This window comes from Azovibrio restrictus DSM 23866, from assembly GCF_000429665.1.
GTDB classification, from domain to species: Bacteria; Pseudomonadota; Gammaproteobacteria; order Burkholderiales; family Rhodocyclaceae; genus Azovibrio; species Azovibrio restrictus.
This window is the reverse complement of the sequence record NZ_AUCH01000014.1, coordinates 36,810-52,755: the sequence shown is the minus strand read 5'-3', so window position 1 is coordinate 52,755 and position 15,946 is coordinate 36,810. Positions and strand designations below refer to the sequence as shown.

The following is a 15,946-nucleotide window of genomic DNA, read 5'->3' as shown; positions in this document are numbered from 1 at the left end:
CACCGATGTTCCTTTCTTCCCTGCCCCGGCGCCCCGCCCTCCTGATCCTGCCGGCCCTGCTCGCAGCCCTGCCCGGCCTGGCCGTGGCCCAGGCCCGGGTCCCGCCGGCCATGCAGCAGGACCTGGAAACCCTGCAACGCTACGCCGACGAGGTGAACCGCCGCAGCCAGGGCAGCCCGCCTCCAGCTGCCCCGGCCGCCAGCCCGACGCCGGCTTCCTCGGCCCAGGCCGGCAGCGAGCGGGACCCCTTCGAGGTTTCGCCCCAGCTGCGTGAAAGCAGCCTGCGCAACCGTCCCGGCTCCACCCTGGGCGGGGCCGGCGGTGCCATCAACCGGCACCTGCGCATCCGCGCCATGGCCCGGGGTCCGGAAGGCGGCATCGCCCAACTGGAGGCCGGCAAGGATGTGGTCACCGTGCGCGACGGCGACGAGCTGGTGGTCGATGGCATTCCCTACACGGTGCACGTGGAACGGGACGGCCTCCTGCTCCGGGGCTCGGCGGCCCCCCAGTTCCGGATGCTGGTGCGATGAATCCCTGCCGGCGCCCTGCCGTCCTTTCCCACCGGAAACCCTCGCGGATGAAACTGTTCTCTTCCCTGCTGCTGCCTTTCCTGCTGCTCACCTTCCTGCATTCCCCCGCCGCCCTGGCTGCCCCGCTCAAGAAGCAGGCCGGGCCGGGGGACATCTACCTGAGCCAGGTGCGCCTGGATGAGGCGGCCCGGCTCATTTCCCAGATCGGCAAGACCAGCATCGTGGTCACCGCCAAGGTTTCGGAGCAGGTGGTCTCCCTCTATCTGCGCGACGTGAATGTGGAAGGCATGGTGAAGAACCTGTGTCGGGCCGCCGGGGTGTGGTACCGCTTCGACCCCCAGACCGCCACCTACCTGCTGATGAGCGCCGAGGAGTACCAGCGCGACGTGGCCATCACCCGGGACGACATCACCCGCAGCTACGTGCTCCGGCATCACAACGTGGTGGCCGTGGCCCATGCCGTCAAGGCCTTGTTCGGAACCCGGGTGCTGCTGAGCAACCCGGTGGAGGAAATGCCGCCGGTGAGCCTGGGCGGCACCAGCCGCACCAGCGGCGGCTCTGCCAGCAACCGCACGGGCAGCGGCGGCAACCGCAGCAGTGCCGGCGGCAACAATAGTGGCAACAACCCGAACAGCCAGGGCAGCGGCCTGCAGGGGCTCAACACCAGCATCAGCCCGGAAGGCAGCGTCAGCCGCAGCTTCGGCGGCAGTACGACGGCCCAGCAGCAGGCGGATCCGCGCAAGGAGCTGGGCAACCTCTCCCAGGACGGCCTGAGCGCCGCCCTGAACGACGACGGCAGCGGCAGCCTGGGCGCCGCCGCCCTGCTCAGCGCCGCCTCGCGCACCGGCCCGCCCATCCACATCACCTACAACAAGCAGCACAACCTGCTGCTGCTCCGGAGCGGCGACGATACCGCCGTGCGGGACATCGAAGCCCTGATCCGGGAAATGGACCGCCCCCCCCGCCAGGTGCTGCTGGAGATGAAGATCATCGAAGTGCAGCTGGGCAACGACTTCCGCTCCGTGTTCGACATCGGCCTGGGCGGCCAGAAGACCTCTTCCGGCCCCCTGGGCCTGGGCTTCGGCACCGTCTCCGGGGCCATCACCGACAGCAGCGGCAAGACCGTCTATCCCCGCAACGCCGCCACCCTGGGCAACTTCGCCGCCCTGGACGACCCCACCATGGTCTGGCAGTACGTCAGCGACAACCTGCGCCTGCGCCTGCAGCTGCTGGAAAGCGAGAACAAGGTGAATGTCCTGGCCTCGCCCATGGTGGTGGCCGCCAACAACCAGCCGGCGCGGCTGTTCATCGGCGACGAGCAGGTGCTGGTGACCGGGGCCTCGGCGGACAGCACCACGGGCACCACGGGCGCCACCAACACCACCATCACCGTGGAAACGGAGCAGCGCAACGTGGGCCAGACCCTGATCATCCTGCCCCGCATCAATGCCGACCGCTCGGTCACCCTGACCATCGACCAGGACAGCTCCCGGATCAATACCGGCGCCACCGTGCTGCCCCTGGCCCTGCCCGACGGCACCCTGTACCAGTTCCCCATCGACACGGTGAACACCGCCAACCTGCAGGTCACCGCCCACGCCCGGGACGGGCTCACGGTGGCGGTCGGCGGCATGATCAGCCAGACCCGCAGCGACGGGGTGGACAAGGTGCCGCTGCTGGGCGACATCCCCGGCCTGGGCGTCCTGTTCAAGAAGACCGTCAAGGAAAACAGCCGCAGCCAGATCGTCCTGCTGATCACCCCCCGGGTCCTGGAAACCCCGGAAGAAAGCGACGCCCTGGCCCGCCAGAAGGAAGCCCAGCTGCACCTGCAGGACAAGGACCAGCAGCCCGCCGAAAAGCCCCAAGACCGGGCGCCTGCGACTAGCCATTCCCCGCCCGCGCCCACCTCACCCACGGAGATCCCATGACCCAGCCCGCCAACACGCCCCTCCCTGCCCACCCGGACCTGAACGCAGCCCGCCAGCGGGTGGGGCAGATCCTCCTGGGCAAGGAGGAGGCCGTCCGCCTCGCCCTGGCCTGCCTGGTGGCCGGCGGCCATCTGCTCCTGGAAGACCTGCCCGGCATGGGCAAGACGGTGCTGGCCCACGCCCTGGCCCGGGTCACCGGTCTGGGCTTCAACCGGGTGCAATTCACCAGCGACATGCTGCCCGGGGACCTGACCGGGGCGCCGGTATTCGACCGGGACAAGGGGGGCTTCGTTTTTCATCCGGGCCCCATCTTCACCCAGGTGCTGCTGGCCGACGAGATCAACCGGGCTTCACCCAAGACCCAGTCGGCCCTGCTGGAAGCCATGGAGGAGAAGCAGGTGAGCAGCGACGGCTGCAGCCGTCCCCTGCCCCGGCCCTTCTTCGTCATCGCCACCCAGAACCCGGTGGACCAGATGTCCACCAACCCCCTGCCCGAGGCCCAGCTGGACCGCTTCCTGATGCGGCTCTCCCTGGGCTATCCGGATGCGGCGGCAGAACTGGAAATCCTGCGCGGCGAGGACCGGCGGGAACTGCTGGAAAACCTGGCGCCGGCTCTGGACGAAACCCGCCTCCTGGCCCTACAGCGCCTGGCCCGGGACATTCACGCCGCCGAGCCCCTGCTGGCCTACGTCCGGGCCCTGGCCGAACACACCCGGCACGGGGCCGGCCTGCGCTACGGCCTGTCCCCCCGGGGCAGCCAGGCCCTGCTGGCGGCAGCCCGGGCCTGGGCCCTGCTGGACGGCCGCGACCACGTGCTGCCCGGCGACGTGCAGGCAGTCTTCCCCGCCGTGGCCCTGCACCGGCTGGGCCTGGGGGATGCCCGGGAAGCGGAGCGGGCCGCCGCCGAACTGCTGGCCGCCGTGCCCCTGCCCTGATGCTCCGGGAATTCCGCCCCATGCGCCCCCGGCTGCGCCCCACCCTGACGGGGGCCTGCTGCCTGCTGGCGGTTCTGGCCCTGCTGGCCACGGCCATCAACTACGGCAACAACCTGGTGTTCTTCCTGGCCTTCCTGCTTCTCTCCCTGTGGCTCCAGGGCGCCTGGTCCTGCTGGCGCAATCTGGCCGGGCTGGGCTGGCAGCCGGCCCCGGGCCTGGCCGGCTTTGCCGGCAGCCGGCTGGAACTGGGCGGCCATCCCCTACCCGGCAGCGGCCGCAGCCACCGGCAACTGCGCCTGGCCCAGGGGCGAGGCAGGCTGGGCCGCCCCCTGTTCCTGGGCCCCGCCCTGGACCTGAACGAGACGGCCAGCCCGGAGCACCAGACAGGGCGCCTGGGCCTCAGCCTGCCCTGCCCGCCCCGGGGCCGCCGGCAAATTGACGCGCTGCAGCTCTGCTCCACCTACCCCCTGGGGTTCTGGCAGGCCCGGCTGCCCCTGCCGCCGCTCCAGGTCTGGGCCTATCCCCAGCCCGAAGCCGGGGCTGCCCTGCCCGGGGAGAGCCCGAACCCGGCCCACCGGCACCAGGAAGCCGACGATTTCCAGGGCCTGCGCCCCTATGCCCCGGGGGACTCACCCCGGCGCATCAACTGGCGGGTGTTCAGCCGCCGTGAAGAACTGGCGGTCAACAGCTTCGACGGCGGCCGGGGCGGCCAGACCCTGTGGCTGGACCTGGCCCGGACCAGCGGCGACCTGGAGGCCCGGCTTTCCCGCCTGGCCGGCCAGGTGCTGGAAGCGGAACACCAGGGCCGGGAGTACGGCCTGCGCCTGGGGGCATGGAGCTGCCCGCCGGGCCGGGGGCCCCGGCAACGCCAGCGCTGCCTGGAAGCCCTGGCCGGCTACGGGGCGGAACAGCCGTGATGCCTTTCCACCCGTTCCTGACCTGGCCCTGGAGCGGCAAGCGGGGCCCTCCCGGCGCCGGCCACGCCCCAGGCCCTCTTTCCTGACCCGCCTGCGGCCGGGCGGAAAGTCCTTTAACCGACTCCATCCAGGGAGGTACACCAACATGTTGCAAGCATCGAATCCTGCCAGCGCCACCCTGGTCTGGCGCACCCGGGACTCCGCCCGGCACCTGCTCCAGGCCAGCATCGCCAGCCTCGCCCTCTGCCTCGCCAGCGGGCTGGTGCTCTGGCTCTCCCCGCCCCATGACCACCTGATCCTGGTGGCCCTGTGCACCCATCTGAGCGCCGGAGTCCTGGCCGGCATCTTCTTCCTGCCCTTCGTCGTCATCCACCTCCAGGACGGCCGGGAACCCCTGGGCCTGCTGCTGCAGCCCTGGCGTCTGCTGCCGGCCGCCTTGCAGGAGCCGGTGGCGCGCCATCGGCTCCTGGGCCATGGACTGCTCTGGAGCCTGCTCCTGGCCCTGGGCAGCGGCCTCCTCATCGCCCTCCCCGCCGTGGCCTACCTGGCCGGCCGGCCGGTCACCCTGCCCTACGGCAGCCAGTACCTGCTCCTGGACCTGCACCAGGGGGCAACCCTGGCCTGCCTGGGCCTGCTGCTCCTGCACTTTCCCTGGAAGGAGCGGACATGAGCCGGATTCCCGCCCTGCGCTTTCTGCTGCTCCTGGGCCTGACCCTGGGCGCCTTCCTGCTGCTGGCCTGGCTGCTGCCGCCCAGTCCGGCCCTGGGGGTGGACCAGGCCCGGCAGATGCCCTACTACAGTCTGCCCTTCGGCACCGACAATCCCTTTTACCCGGGGGAGCTGAGCACCCCCGACGGCCGCCTGCTGAACTGGCGGGCCGTGCCCGATTCCCGCAGCTGCGGCGAATGCCACCTGCAGGAAACCCTGGAATGGGCCACCTCCCTGCACGCCATATCGGACAAGGACCTGATCTACGACAGCTCGGTGCGGGAAAACGAATCCGCCTCCCAGGCGGCCCGCCACCACGGCCTGGAAAAGGGGCGCTGGTGCGAGGCCTGCCACAACCCCCTGGGCACCCTGGCCGGCCTGGTCAGCCCGGTCACCAGCGTCCAGGAAACCGAAGCCCTGGAGGAAGGCACCTCCTGCATCGTCTGCCACACGGTCAATCACGCCCAGCCCCTGGCGGGCAACGGGGCCCTGGAGCTGGACATCAACGGGGTGTTCCGCTACGGCCACCCGGCCCTGCTGGCCGCCGCCCCCTCCCGCCACGCCCGGGACATGCGCGCCGCCCGGGAGCAGCCCCTGATGCAGGACAGCGCCCTGTGCGGCGCCTGCCACACGGAAATCCGTCCCACCAGCGTCCACGGCCAGGAGCCCATGAACCTGCAGGACACCTACGACGAATGGCGCCGCTCCCCCTGGGCCAGGCAAGGCATCCAGTGCCAGGACTGCCACATGTCCCGGGACCCGGCCGCCTTCGTGGCCGCCCTGAAGCGGGGAGAGCGGCCGGCCAGGAGCGTTTCCCACCGTTTCGTCGGCAACAACTACCTGCTCGCCGACACCTCTCTGCCCGCCCCCCTGCTCAACGCCCTGCGCGGCGGTTCGCCACCGGGCATCAACCGGCTCTTCGACCGGCAGCAGTTCAACCAGGAGCTGGGCCGCACCCACGGGGCCATCCTGGCCCTGCTGCGGGAAGCCGCCGAACTGGGACTTGCAGCCCACCCGGAACCCGGCGGCCTGCAACTCCAGGTGGGGGTGAAGAACGTCGGTGCCGGCCATGCCCTGCCCACCGGCCCCCTGGATCAGCGGCACATGTGGCTGGAGGTGGAGGTGCTGGACCAGCAGGGCCAGTCCCTGTTCCACCAGGGCGCCTTCGATGCCCGCACCGGGCAGGTGGACCCGGCTGCCCCGATCTGGATCAAGGAGATCACCAACACCGCCGGGGAACCGGAGCGGCGCCATATCCTCTTCGATGCGGAACGCCTGCACTACCCCCGCAAGCCCATTCCCGCCGGAGCCACCGACCGGGTCGATTACCACCTGCCCCTGGCCCCGGGCGGTCCCTATCAGATCAAGGTACGGCTGTGGTACCGCCTAGCCCTCCAGGACATCCTGGAAAACATCGAACGCCAGGGCCTGGGCCGGGTGGATGCGGTGATTCCCCCGGTGCTGCTGCAAGAAGCCAGCCTCACGGTAGCCACCCAGGGCCAGCGCCTGGCCGTCAAGGAACAACCATGAACGACCACCGCCTCAAGCACAGCGTCAACCTCAGCCACCGCCTGCCCAGCCTGGCGGAAACCCTGGCCCTGGGCCTGCCCCTGGCGACCACCCTGGCCGCCGCCCTGTGGCTGGCCCAGGGCTTGCCGGACGCCCGGGACCTGGCCTACAGCCAGGCCCGGGACGACCTGCGTGCCCTGCGCAGCGCCCTGCTGCTGCCGGTCCCGGAACGTCCGCAACTGCCGGACACGGCCCAGGGCCTGGAAACCCTGGTCCGGGAAGGCAGCCTGAAGCAGCTGCCCCTGGACCCCTGGGGCCGTCCCTACCAGTACCGCTACCCGGGCCAGGCCCACACCTACGAGCTGTTCTCCCTGGGGCCAGACGGGGTGGAAAGCCAGGATGACGTGGTGGTCTGGAACCTCTACGGAGGCCGCTGATGACAGGGCTGCCACTGCCGCGCCGGTCTTTGCCGGACCTGGCTTTACCCAGGCTTTCCCTGGCCGGCTGGTGCCTGCTGCTCCTGCTCCCGGCCCTGGGCAGCCAGCTGCCCGCCCTGGCCCTGCCGGCCTGGGGGGCCCTGGTCCTGGCCCTGGTCAGCCGGCGGCTGCCCCCCCGGCCCTGGAGCGCCGCCCTGCGCCTGGGTCTCCTGGGTCTCAGCCTGGCGCTGGCGGGCTGGCAGTGGGGCTGGCTGGAGAGTCCCACCCTGCGCCTCGGCCTGCTCCTGGTACTGGCGCTCAAATGGGCCGAGGCCCGGCGCCCCGGGGAATATGTGGGGGTGGCTGCCGGAGCCCTGGTGGCCGGGGCCATCGGCCTGCTCCAGTGGGGCGAGGGCACGGGGCTGGCCCTGCTGCTGCTCCAGGCCCTGCTGTTCCTGGTGGTACTGGATCTGGCCAGCCTGGCGCCCGGCGCCGGGGCGCCGGCATCGGCCGCCCCATTCCCGCCGGCCTGGTCCCTGCTACGTCGCAACCTGGGGCGGCTGGGCCTGGCCCTGCCCATGACCGCGGTACTGTTCCTGTTCTTCCCCCGCATCCCCGGCCCCCTGTGGGACATCGGCCTGAGCTTCGGCCTGCCCCTGTCTCTCTCGGTGGAGAAGTCCAGCCAGGGGCTGGGGGTGTCCACCCGCCTGAAACCGGGCCAGAGCCAGACTCAGGCCGGGGTGCGGGAAAGCCAGCCGGTGCTGGTGGCGGAGTTCGAGCACTGGGTCCCCCCCACCAGCCTGCTCTACTGGCGCGGCCCGGTCTACTACGACTTCGACGGGCAGGAGTGGCGGCTGGACCCGGCCTACGAGAGCCAGGGGCGGAGCATCATGCGCCAGGGCTGGAGCCGCATCCAGGAATTCACCGACACCCTGCGGCGGAAAAACCAGGAGGTCCGCTACAAGATCCGCCTCACTCCCCACGAGCGCCTCTGGCTCTATGGCCTGGATCTGCCCGCCAGCCTGACCACGGAATCCTTCGTGGGGCCGGACTGGCAGGTCCTGTCGCACCGGCCGGTGGAGACGGAGATGAGCTACGAGCTGTCCTCCTACCTGGATTGGGAAGGAGGCGGCCAGCTCGCCGAGCCGGTGCGGCAGCGGGCCCTGGCCCTGCCTCCCGAGGGTAATCCCCGGCTGCGGGCCCTGGGCCGCGAACTGGCCGCCGCCCCGGACCGGACCCGCCTGCTGCGCCTGGCCCTGGGGCCCCTGGGCCAGGGGGATTACAAGCTCCGGGACCGCTTTGACTTCCAGGCCGGGCCCGATGCCCTGGACCGCTTCTGGTTCGACAGCCGGGAAGGCAACGCCGACCTCTACGCCGGCACCTTCGTCTATCTGATGCGGGCCGCCGGCATCCCGGCCCGGCTGGTGACCGGCTACCGGGGCGGCAAGCTGATGGCCCTCACCGATTACGTGGTGGTCAAACGCAGCCATGCCCATGCCTGGGTGGAAATCTGGGACGAAACCAGGGGCTGGCAGCGGGTGGACCCGGTGGATCTGATCGCCCCGGAACGCTTCGCCGGCAGCGCCGCCAAACCCCGGGCCGCGCCCCAGCCCGCCCCGGCGGCGCCACCCAAACCGGCGGCCCCGGCCCGGCAGGAACAGGGCCCCGGCCCCCAGGCCGGCCAGTTCCAGGTCCAGGCCATGGCCCCGGCGGCGGCGCCCGGAACCGGCTGGCAGTGGCCGGACCTGGGCCGGTTCATGGGCCGCTGGATCTTCCGCCTGGACGGAGAAACCCAGCAGGCCCTGCTGGGCGGCCAGGGAGGCGGCCTGGCCTGGGTCTGGCTGCTGCTCCTGGCGGCCCTGGGCAGCGCCCTGGTTCTGGCGGCCGGACTGGGCCTGGGGCGCTGGCGGGAACTACGCCGCCTGCCCCCGCCCCGGCGCCATTGGGAACGGCTCTGCCGCCTGCTGGCCTCCCGGGGACTGGGACCCCGGCCCGGGGAATGCCCCCGCCACTACGCCCTCCGGGTGGGCCAGGCCCGTCCCCTGTGGGCCGCCCCCCTGGCCGACCTGGCCAGCGCCTATACGGACTGGCGCTACGCCCCCGGCTGCGACGATGCCCCCGTCCGCCTGCAGGCGGCCGCCCGCCGCCTCTACAACCTGGTCATGGCCGATACCGGCCCGGACCGCCAAAACACCTGAAAGGAACCCCATGCGCCCCTTCTGGCTTTTCCTCTGCCTGTGCTTCGCCCTGCCCCTGCAGGCAGCCACCGACGGCCCGGGCACCATAGATGCCATCCTGGAGCGGGGCGAGGCGGCGGTAAGCGCCTATGACCCGGCCCGGCCCCTGGCCACGGCGGGAGAATTTTCCGCCCTCTATTTCGAAATCTTCGAAGCCTCCGGCATGGAGCTGGACCTGGGCATCAAGGACCCGGGCCTGAAGACCGAGCTGGAAGTCCTGTTCGGCGCCCTCAACGGCAACGCCATGCGCGGCGTGCCCAGGGACAGGCTGGCAGCCTCCTGGCAGGCGCTGCGGAACAAGCTGGAAGAGGCGAGAACACACTATGGCCAGGAACAGGACGGCAGCCTCTCGGTGTTCCTCAAGGCCCTGCTGATCCTGCTCCGGGAAGGGGTGGAAGCGATGCTGGTGGTGGGCGCCCTGGCGGCCTACCTGCGCCGGGCGGGGGCGGCGGACAAGGTCTGGGTGATCCATGCCGGGGTGGTCCTGGCCATTCCCCTGTCCCTGCTCACCGGCTGGGCCGTGAGCAGCATCCTGCAGGCCATCGGCGCCCCCCTGGCGGTGGTGGAAGGGGTGACCATGCTGGCCGCCGCCGCCGTGCTGTTCTACGTGAGCTGCTGGCTGTTCGCCAAGCGGGAAGCCCGGCGCTGGGAGGCCTGGGTGGCCAGCCAGATGGACCAGGCCCTGGGCACGGGCTCCCTGCTGGCCCTGGGCGGCGCCGCCTGCCTGGCGGTGTACCGGGAGGGAGCGGAAACCGTGCTGTTCTACCAGGCCCTGGCCGGTTCGGCCCCGGGCCAGGGCCTGGCCCTGGCAGCCGGCTGCGCCACCGCTCTGGTGCTGCTGGCAGGCCTCTACCTGGTCATGCGCCTGGCGGCCCTGCGCCTGCCCTTCCACCTGTTCTTCGGCAGCACGGCCCTGCTCCTCTACCTGCTCTCCGTGGTCTTCCTGGGCCAGGCCATCGTCGAACTCCAGGCAGCCGGCTGGATTGCCAGCATCCACCTGCCCGGCTTCCCCCACATCAGCTGGCTGGGGGTGGCCCCCACCCTGCAGGGCCTGGGCGCCCAGGCCGCCCTGCTGTTGCTGCCCCTGCTCTGGTGGGGGCTCCGGGGCCGCGGGCCGGAAGCCGGTGCCGCCCGGGCCAGCTGAGCCCAAGGAAACTGCCATGGCAACGCCGCCCCTCTTCACCGGCCCCCTGGAACACTGGTTGTGGCAGGGGTTCCAGATCCGCCTGGCCCTCTTCCCCGACACTCCCGGCTTGATCGACAGCTTCCTGGAAGAAGGGCGGCGGCTGGCCCGGAACGGCAGCGTCGATGCCTGGAAAGCCGCCGAGTATCAATTCGCCCTGCTGGTCCAGAGCTGCCGCAGCCCGGCCCTGCCCTGGCACTGGCGCAGGCTGTGCCTGGACCAGGCCCACCGCCCCCTGAAGGACTTGTCCCGGCTGGTACACAGCGTGGAGGAACACCAGCGGCTGGAAAAACTGGGATTCCATCTGGCCTGCATCGTCCTGCCGCCGGAACCCCCCGGCCCTCGCCGGAACTGTCCTCCGGCCTGAAGTCCGGGGCAGCGGCCTTGCAGCCCCGGAACAACCAGGCCACTGTCCGGCAGCTGCACGCCCTCAGCGCAGCAGCGCCGCCACCTGGTCTTCCAGGTCCTGTTCCGCTTCGAAGCGTACCCATTCCTCGCCCAGGGCATCCCGGGTGGTGACCACCCCCACGGGCAGGGTGCCTTCCAGGACCGGCAGGTGCCGGATGCTGTGGCTGCGCATCATGCGCAGGGCCCGCTCCAGGGGGGCTTCGATGGAGATGGAGAGGGGGTTGTGGGTCATCACCTGGGCCACCGTGGTGCGATCCGGATCGAGGCCGGCCACCACCACCCGGGCCAGCACGTCCCGTTCGGTAAAGATGCCCACCATCGCCTGGCCCCGCAGGATGGGCAGGGCGCCGACCCGGTGCTCCACCATGCGGCGGGCGGCTTCACGCACACTCATCTGCTCCGTCCCGGAAACCAGGCGCTGGCCTTCTATCACTTCCCGCAGGCTGCGATTCGACATGGTGTTCTCCTCTGCTTGGATCATGGCATGAACCCATTCTCACCCATGCCCCGGGGCGGGTCCAGGGCTCATGACAAACCGGGGCACCAGGGCCCCGGCCGATGACTACGAAATAACTCAGACGCCGGCGATCACTGCCTCGATCTCGGCAAAGGTCCGGGCCAGTTCGTGGGTCTGGATGGGCAGCCCCAGCTGCCGGGCGATCTGGGAAGCGGAGAAGATGCCCCCGAGCAGGTGCCGGCCATCCCGCCCCTCGGCCACTACCAGGGCATGGGCCCGGCCGGCGGACTTGAGGGTGGCGACCACGTCGCCCACGCTGGCCTTGCGCACGTCCTCGAAGGGCAGGATGTCGATGGCGTCCACCGGCACCATCACGTCGGCCACGGTCAGCTCACCGCGCCGCACGCCTTTTTGCTGGGCCACCAGCACCGGCTTCTCCCCGAGGATGTCGGTGGAGGTGATCAGGCCGACGATCCGCCCGCTCTCGCCGGTCACCACCAGGAGCCGTACCCCGTGCTGGATCATGGAGCTGTTGGCCTGCTCCAGGGGAAAGTGCGGCGAGGTGGTGGCCGTAGGCACCAGGGACAGGTCGGTCATGGCCTGCAGGGCCGGGGAATCGGCAGTGACCGACTCGATGTCGATGCTCTCCATCACGTAGCAGGGGGTGGTGGCGGCCTTGATCTGGGGTAGTACCCGGTAATGCTCTCTGATGCTCATGGTTGGCTCCTCTGGCGTTTCTGGTCCGGAACCCGCCCCGGGTCAGAGAGCACCGGGGACGCCGTCCACAGCCGGCCGGTCATGCGCAAAGCCCCCTGTGGATCAAAGCCCCTGTGCCCTGCCCGCCCCGGGCCCGGGTTCCTGCTTGGTTTTATCCTTAAAACCTCAGTTAAACCACAGAGGCACAGAGACGCCGAGGAAAAACAAAGACTTGTCCTGGAAGGCCAGGTCACTTTCTAGGTGAGCGCAGAAGATAATGCAAGCCATTGTTTTTTTTGAACTTCTCTGTGTCTTTGTGTCTCTGTGGTGAGGTTTTTAGGTTTATGGATGAATCCGGCGGCCGGGCCGCAGCCCGCCCGAACTCCTGCCGGACAGGGCATTTTATGCATACGAGGAAAACCGGCCATGAAAAATCCTTGCCCCCCCATAAGCGGGATCGGCAGGATCAGCTGTCATGGGCCAAGCCAGGGGCAAAGTCAGGGCAGATCAGGACAGGTGAAGCGCTAGTCTTCCAGGGGCGTCACCGTGACCGCCACTTCCGGCTCGTGGCCGCCGCCCCCCAGGATCACCCCGCGCATGGGCGAGACGTCGTTGAAGTCCCGGCCCCAGGCCAGGGTGATGTGCTGGGTGTCGGGCAGCAGGTTGTTGGTGGGATCGAAGTCCACCCAGTCGTGCGCCGAGGCCCCGGGGGCATAGACCGCCACCCAGGCATGGGAAGCGTCGGCCCCCACCATGCGCGGCTGCCCCGGGGGCGGCTGGGTGAGCAGGTAGCCGCTCATGTAGCGGGCGGGAATGCCCTGGGCCCGCAGGCAGGCGATCATCAGGTGGGCAAAGTCCTGGCATACCCCCCGTTTCTGTTCCAGCACCTCCAGGACCGGGGTGGCCACGGTGGTGGCCTCCGGGTCGAACTCGAACTCCGTGTAGATCTTTTCCATCAGCTGCCGGGCCGATTCCAGCAGGGCCTGGCCGGGGGCGAAGCAGTCGGCCGCGTAGGCCGCCAGTTCATGCTTGACCCGCACATGGGGAGATTCGAACAGGAAACGCTTGGCCGCCAGGTCTGCCGCCGGGGGCGGCTCGGAACGGTAGGCCAGGCGCTGCACCAGTTCCTCCCGGGTGGGGCCCTGGTCCAGGTCGGCGGGCAGATGGGGCACCACTTCCACCTCCATCTCGGCCCGCACCAGCAGGCTGTCATGGGGCTGGTAGAAGGCCAGCCATTCCACCGGGTTGCCGAAGGCGTCCTCGCCCCGCTGGCGCCAGGAAGGCTCCGGCTCCAGCCCCAGTTCGAAGTCCAGGCAGGTCTGCCAGGGGCTGAGCCGGGGCACCAGATGCAGCAGCTGCTGGGACAGGGAAACGGCGCTGCCGTAGGTGTAGCGGGTCTCGTGCAGGACGTGGTAACGGGCCATGATCAGATCGCCAGGGTCTGGTGGGTGACAGCATCCACGTGGGTGAAGAAGCGCATGCCCAGCAGGTCCGAGAGTTCGTGTCCCGCCGCTGCCAGGCGGGCCAGCTGTTCCGCCAGCTGGGCGCAGGCGTCCCGGGGCGCCAGCTGGAACAGGCCCAGGTCGAACTGGCTGAAGCTGCGCGCCTCCCGGGCCAGGGCCTCGCCGGGAATGTCCCCCAGCCCCCGGCCCAGGCGCTCCAGGTCGCGCAGGACTTCCTGGACCTGGAACATCACCGCATGGGGATTGCTGTCGTCGAAGATCACCAGATCCAGGGTGGACAGGAGCTCCGGCTGGCGGGAATAGCGGGAGCGGTAGGTGATGATGCTGTCGGTGAGTTCCAGCAGCCACTCCAGCCCGCGCCCTTCCTGGCTGCAGAACTGGTGCAGGGTGGCGCCCAGGGTGCGGGCCAGGAAGGAGAGGCGCTCGATGCGGCGCCCCACCACCAGGAAACGCCAGCCGTGGTCCCGGGTCATGTTGTCCATGGAAAAGCCGGTGAGGGAGGAGGACACCAGCAGCACCTGGTCCAGGAAGGCCAGGGCCCCGCCCAGGTCTTCCCGGCGGCCCTGACCGGCCTGCAGGTTGCGCTGCAGGCGGTTGAGGGAATGCCAGTGATCCCCCGAGAGGCGTTCCCGCACCTGGGCGGCGGACCAGAGCAGGCGGCGGATGGCGGCGGCCAGGCTGTTCTCCGCCCCGGCATCGAAGATGGCCGCCAGCAGCCGGCTTTCCACGGGCACCCAGGCCCCGTCCTTGCCCTCCCGGCCAGGTGCCACCAGGCCGGCCAGAACACAGAGCTCCACCACGGCTTCCAGCTCCGGGGTGGTCTCGCCCCCCGCATCCACCAGCCTGGAGAGGGCCACCCGCAGGAGCCGGGCGGTATCGTCGAAGCGCTCCGTGTAGCGGCCGAACCAGAACAGGTTCTCTACCACCCGGGACGAAAGGTTGTTGCCGCTCCGCACCAGGTCCGGGGTGCCCAGCACCGGCTTCAGCAGGCTGAAGGTATTGACGGGCCCGTCCGCCAGCACCCAGGTGTCCTTGGAGGCGCCGCCCCGCTGCATGGAGATCACCAGGGCCTGGGCGCTGCTGGAAACCCGGGACAGGCCGCCCGGCATCACCTGGTAGCCTCCTGGCGTGGCCACCGCGTAAAGGCGCAGGCCGACGCTCCGGGCCAGCAGCCGGCGCTCGTGGTCGCGGCTCCAGGTGGGGGCCTGGGACAGGTTCACCAGCTCCTGGGCCACGTAGGCGTGGGGCCTGGCCTCGATGCGGCGGATCATCTCGGCCCGGGCCGCCCCCTTCAGGTCCCGGCCGAACAGGGGCTCGAAACGCTGGGTGGGATAGGCGGGCTTGATCACCAGGTCGTCCAGGTGCTCCAGGGCAAACTTCTGGGCCGGCTTTTCGCCGCACCACCAGGTGGCTACCGAGGGCATGGACAGCTCTTCTCCCAGAAGGCGCCGGGCGATGGCGGGCAAAAAACCCATCAGGGCCCCGGAACCCAGGAGGCCGCTGCCCAGAGCATTGGCCACCAGCACCCGCCCGGCGCGCACGGCCATCAGCAGACCCGGCACCCCCAGGGCGGAGTCGCCGCGCAGCTCCAGGGGATCGCAGTAGTCATCGTCCTGACGGCGCAGGATGGCATGCACCCGCTTCAGGCCGGTGAGGGTCTTCAGGTAGACCGTGTCGCCCCGCACAGTGAGATCCTGCCCCTCCACCAGGGGATAGCCCAGGTAGCGGGCCAGATAGGCATGCTCGAAGTAGGTTTCGTTGTAGGGCCCCGGGGTGAGGAGCACGATGAAGGGCCGCTCGCCCGGGTCCGTGGGGGCCCAGCACTCCAGGCTTTCCTGCTGCGCCCGGAAGAAGGAAGCCAGATGCTGCACCCGCATGTCCCGGAACAGCTCCGGGAACACCCGGGAGACGATCAGCCGGTTTTCCAGGGCGTAGCCGGCGCCCGAGGGGGCCTGGGTGCGGTCGGCGATCACCCACCAGCGGCCGTCCGGGGAACGGGCCAGATCCACCGCGTAGTTGTGCAGGAACACATCCCCCGGGGGGCGGATGCCCTTGCAGGGCCAGAGAAAACCGTGCTGGCCATAGACCAGGGCCGGCGGCAGCAGGCCTTCGGCGAGCAGGGTCTGGGGCCCGTACAGGTCCGCCAGAATGGCGTTCAGCAGCCGGGCCCGCTGGGCCACAGCCCGGGACAGGGCCTGCCATTCCCCAGCCGGGATGATCAGGGGCAGGGGGTCCAGCACCCAGGGCCGGTCCTGGCCCTGGCTGTCCGCATAGATGTTGTAGGTCACCCCGTTTTCCTGGATGCGCCGGTCCACGAACTCCAGGCGCTGGCGCATGGTTTCCGGGGCCACCCCGTCCAGGTGGATGAACAGGTTGCGCCAGTGCTCCCGCACCCGGCCGTCCTCGTCCAGCATCTCATCGTAGCGATGGCCGGGACGGGGATAGATGGCAAGGAGGGTACGGGCCATGGCGGGAGCGGGGGGGAAGTCGGGAGGGCGGGGCGAAGGGCGCTGATTCTACCCTGTAAACCCGGCCCTCCCGGTCTGCTGATCCTGAAGC

14 protein-coding genes are annotated in these 15,946 nt (G+C 70.2%); 10 read left to right on the top strand and 4 right to left on the bottom strand.

The window, feature by feature from the left end:
• The first annotated feature begins 5 nt into the window (after positions 1–5).
• From G474_RS0112240 to G474_RS20620, 10 genes are all read left to right on the top strand, one after another.
• Positions 6–530 carry a hypothetical protein gene (locus G474_RS0112240; protein ID WP_026687229.1) on the top strand — a complete coding sequence of 175 codons (525 nt, stop codon included), beginning with the start codon at positions 6–8 and terminating at the stop codon, positions 528–530.
• A 47-nt stretch (positions 531–577) separates the two neighbouring features.
• The gene (locus G474_RS0112235) at positions 578–2,458 is read left to right on the top strand and encodes a type II secretion system protein GspD (protein WP_026687228.1); all 1,881 of its coding nucleotides are present in this window, start codon (positions 578–580) and stop codon (positions 2,456–2,458) included.
• On the top strand, positions 2,455–3,393 hold the full coding sequence (locus tag G474_RS0112230; RefSeq protein WP_051282258.1) for an AAA family ATPase: 939 nt from the start codon (positions 2,455–2,457) through the stop codon (positions 3,391–3,393). The genes G474_RS0112235 and G474_RS0112230 overlap by 4 nt, the downstream gene beginning before the upstream one ends.
• A 20-nt stretch (positions 3,394–3,413) precedes the next feature.
• On the top strand, positions 3,414–4,310 hold the full coding sequence (locus G474_RS0112225) for a DUF58 domain-containing protein (RefSeq protein ID WP_026687226.1): 897 nt from the start codon (positions 3,414–3,416) through the stop codon (positions 4,308–4,310).
• A gap of 145 nt (positions 4,311–4,455) precedes the next feature.
• The gene (locus G474_RS0112220) at positions 4,456–4,980 is read left to right on the top strand and encodes a hypothetical protein (protein WP_026687225.1); all 525 of its coding nucleotides are present in this window, start codon (positions 4,456–4,458) and stop codon (positions 4,978–4,980) included.
• A complete protein-coding gene (locus G474_RS0112215) occupies positions 4,977–6,548 on the top strand; it encodes a multiheme c-type cytochrome (RefSeq protein WP_026687224.1) in 1,572 nt (523 codons plus the stop codon). The genes G474_RS0112220 and G474_RS0112215 overlap by 4 nt, the downstream gene beginning before the upstream one ends.
• Positions 6,545–6,964: a type II secretion system protein GspG gene (locus G474_RS22130; RefSeq protein WP_051282257.1), complete on the top strand. Its 420-nt coding sequence runs from the start codon at positions 6,545–6,547 to the stop codon at positions 6,962–6,964. The genes G474_RS0112215 and G474_RS22130 overlap by 4 nt, the downstream gene beginning before the upstream one ends.
• On the top strand, positions 6,964–9,141 hold the full coding sequence (locus G474_RS0112205) for a transglutaminase TgpA family protein (RefSeq protein WP_026687223.1): 2,178 nt from the start codon (positions 6,964–6,966) through the stop codon (positions 9,139–9,141). The genes G474_RS22130 and G474_RS0112205 overlap by 1 nt, the downstream gene beginning before the upstream one ends.
• Before the next feature lie 10 nt (positions 9,142–9,151).
• The gene (locus G474_RS20625) at positions 9,152–10,324 is read left to right on the top strand and encodes an FTR1 family iron permease (RefSeq protein WP_051282256.1); all 1,173 of its coding nucleotides are present in this window, start codon (positions 9,152–9,154) and stop codon (positions 10,322–10,324) included.
• A gap of 16 nt (positions 10,325–10,340) precedes the next feature.
• A complete protein-coding gene (locus tag G474_RS20620) occupies positions 10,341–10,730 on the top strand; it encodes a hypothetical protein (protein ID WP_051282255.1) in 390 nt (129 codons plus the stop codon).
• A 63-nt stretch (positions 10,731–10,793) separates the two neighbouring features.
• Here the strand turns inward: G474_RS20620 and G474_RS0112190 are convergent, their stop codons facing one another.
• From G474_RS0112190 to G474_RS0112175, 4 genes are all read right to left on the bottom strand, one after another.
• Entirely contained in the window at positions 10,794–11,228 is a 435-nt protein-coding gene (locus tag G474_RS0112190) for a CBS domain-containing protein (RefSeq protein WP_026687222.1), read from the bottom strand.
• 117 nt (positions 11,229–11,345) lie between these two features.
• Entirely contained in the window at positions 11,346–11,945 is a 600-nt protein-coding gene (locus tag G474_RS0112185; protein ID WP_026687221.1) for a CBS domain-containing protein, read from the bottom strand.
• 503 nt (positions 11,946–12,448) lie between these two features.
• Positions 12,449–13,348 (bottom strand): transglutaminase family protein, encoded by a 900-nt coding sequence (locus G474_RS0112180; RefSeq protein WP_051282254.1) that lies wholly within the window; start codon positions 13,346–13,348, stop codon positions 12,449–12,451.
• 2 nt (positions 13,349–13,350) lie between these two features.
• On the bottom strand, positions 13,351–15,855 hold the full coding sequence (locus G474_RS0112175) for a circularly permuted type 2 ATP-grasp protein (RefSeq protein WP_051282253.1): 2,505 nt from the start codon (positions 15,853–15,855) through the stop codon (positions 13,351–13,353).
• Positions 15,856–15,946 lie beyond the last annotated feature (91 nt).

What these genes read in the sequence shown, in the direction of transcription:
- G474_RS0112215 (WP_026687224.1), top strand. Translation starts at nt 4,977, where the DNA reads ATGAGCCGGATTCCCGCCCTGCGCTTTCTGCTGCTCCTGGGCCTGACC.
- G474_RS0112190 (WP_026687222.1), bottom strand. Translation starts at nt 11,228, where the DNA reads ATGTCGAATCGCAGCCTGCGGGAAGTGATAGAAGGCCAGCGCCTGGTT.
- G474_RS0112180 (WP_051282254.1), bottom strand. Translation starts at nt 13,348, where the DNA reads ATGGCCCGTTACCACGTCCTGCACGAGACCCGCTACACCTACGGCAGC.
- G474_RS20620 (WP_051282255.1), top strand. Translation starts at nt 10,341, where the DNA reads ATGGCAACGCCGCCCCTCTTCACCGGCCCCCTGGAACACTGGTTGTGG.
- G474_RS20625 (WP_051282256.1), top strand. Translation starts at nt 9,152, where the DNA reads ATGCGCCCCTTCTGGCTTTTCCTCTGCCTGTGCTTCGCCCTGCCCCTG.
- G474_RS0112235 (WP_026687228.1), top strand. Translation starts at nt 578, where the DNA reads ATGAAACTGTTCTCTTCCCTGCTGCTGCCTTTCCTGCTGCTCACCTTC.
- G474_RS0112230 (WP_051282258.1), top strand. Translation starts at nt 2,455, where the DNA reads ATGACCCAGCCCGCCAACACGCCCCTCCCTGCCCACCCGGACCTGAAC.
- G474_RS22130 (WP_051282257.1), top strand. Translation starts at nt 6,545, where the DNA reads ATGAACGACCACCGCCTCAAGCACAGCGTCAACCTCAGCCACCGCCTG.
- G474_RS0112220 (WP_026687225.1), top strand. Translation starts at nt 4,456, where the DNA reads ATGTTGCAAGCATCGAATCCTGCCAGCGCCACCCTGGTCTGGCGCACC.
- G474_RS0112205 (WP_026687223.1), top strand. Translation starts at nt 6,964, where the DNA reads ATGACAGGGCTGCCACTGCCGCGCCGGTCTTTGCCGGACCTGGCTTTA.
- G474_RS0112240 (WP_026687229.1), top strand. Translation starts at nt 6, where the DNA reads ATGTTCCTTTCTTCCCTGCCCCGGCGCCCCGCCCTCCTGATCCTGCCG.
- G474_RS0112225 (WP_026687226.1), top strand. Translation starts at nt 3,414, where the DNA reads ATGCGCCCCCGGCTGCGCCCCACCCTGACGGGGGCCTGCTGCCTGCTG.
- G474_RS0112175 (WP_051282253.1), bottom strand. Translation starts at nt 15,855, where the DNA reads ATGGCCCGTACCCTCCTTGCCATCTATCCCCGTCCCGGCCATCGCTAC.
- G474_RS0112185 (WP_026687221.1), bottom strand. Translation starts at nt 11,945, where the DNA reads ATGAGCATCAGAGAGCATTACCGGGTACTACCCCAGATCAAGGCCGCC.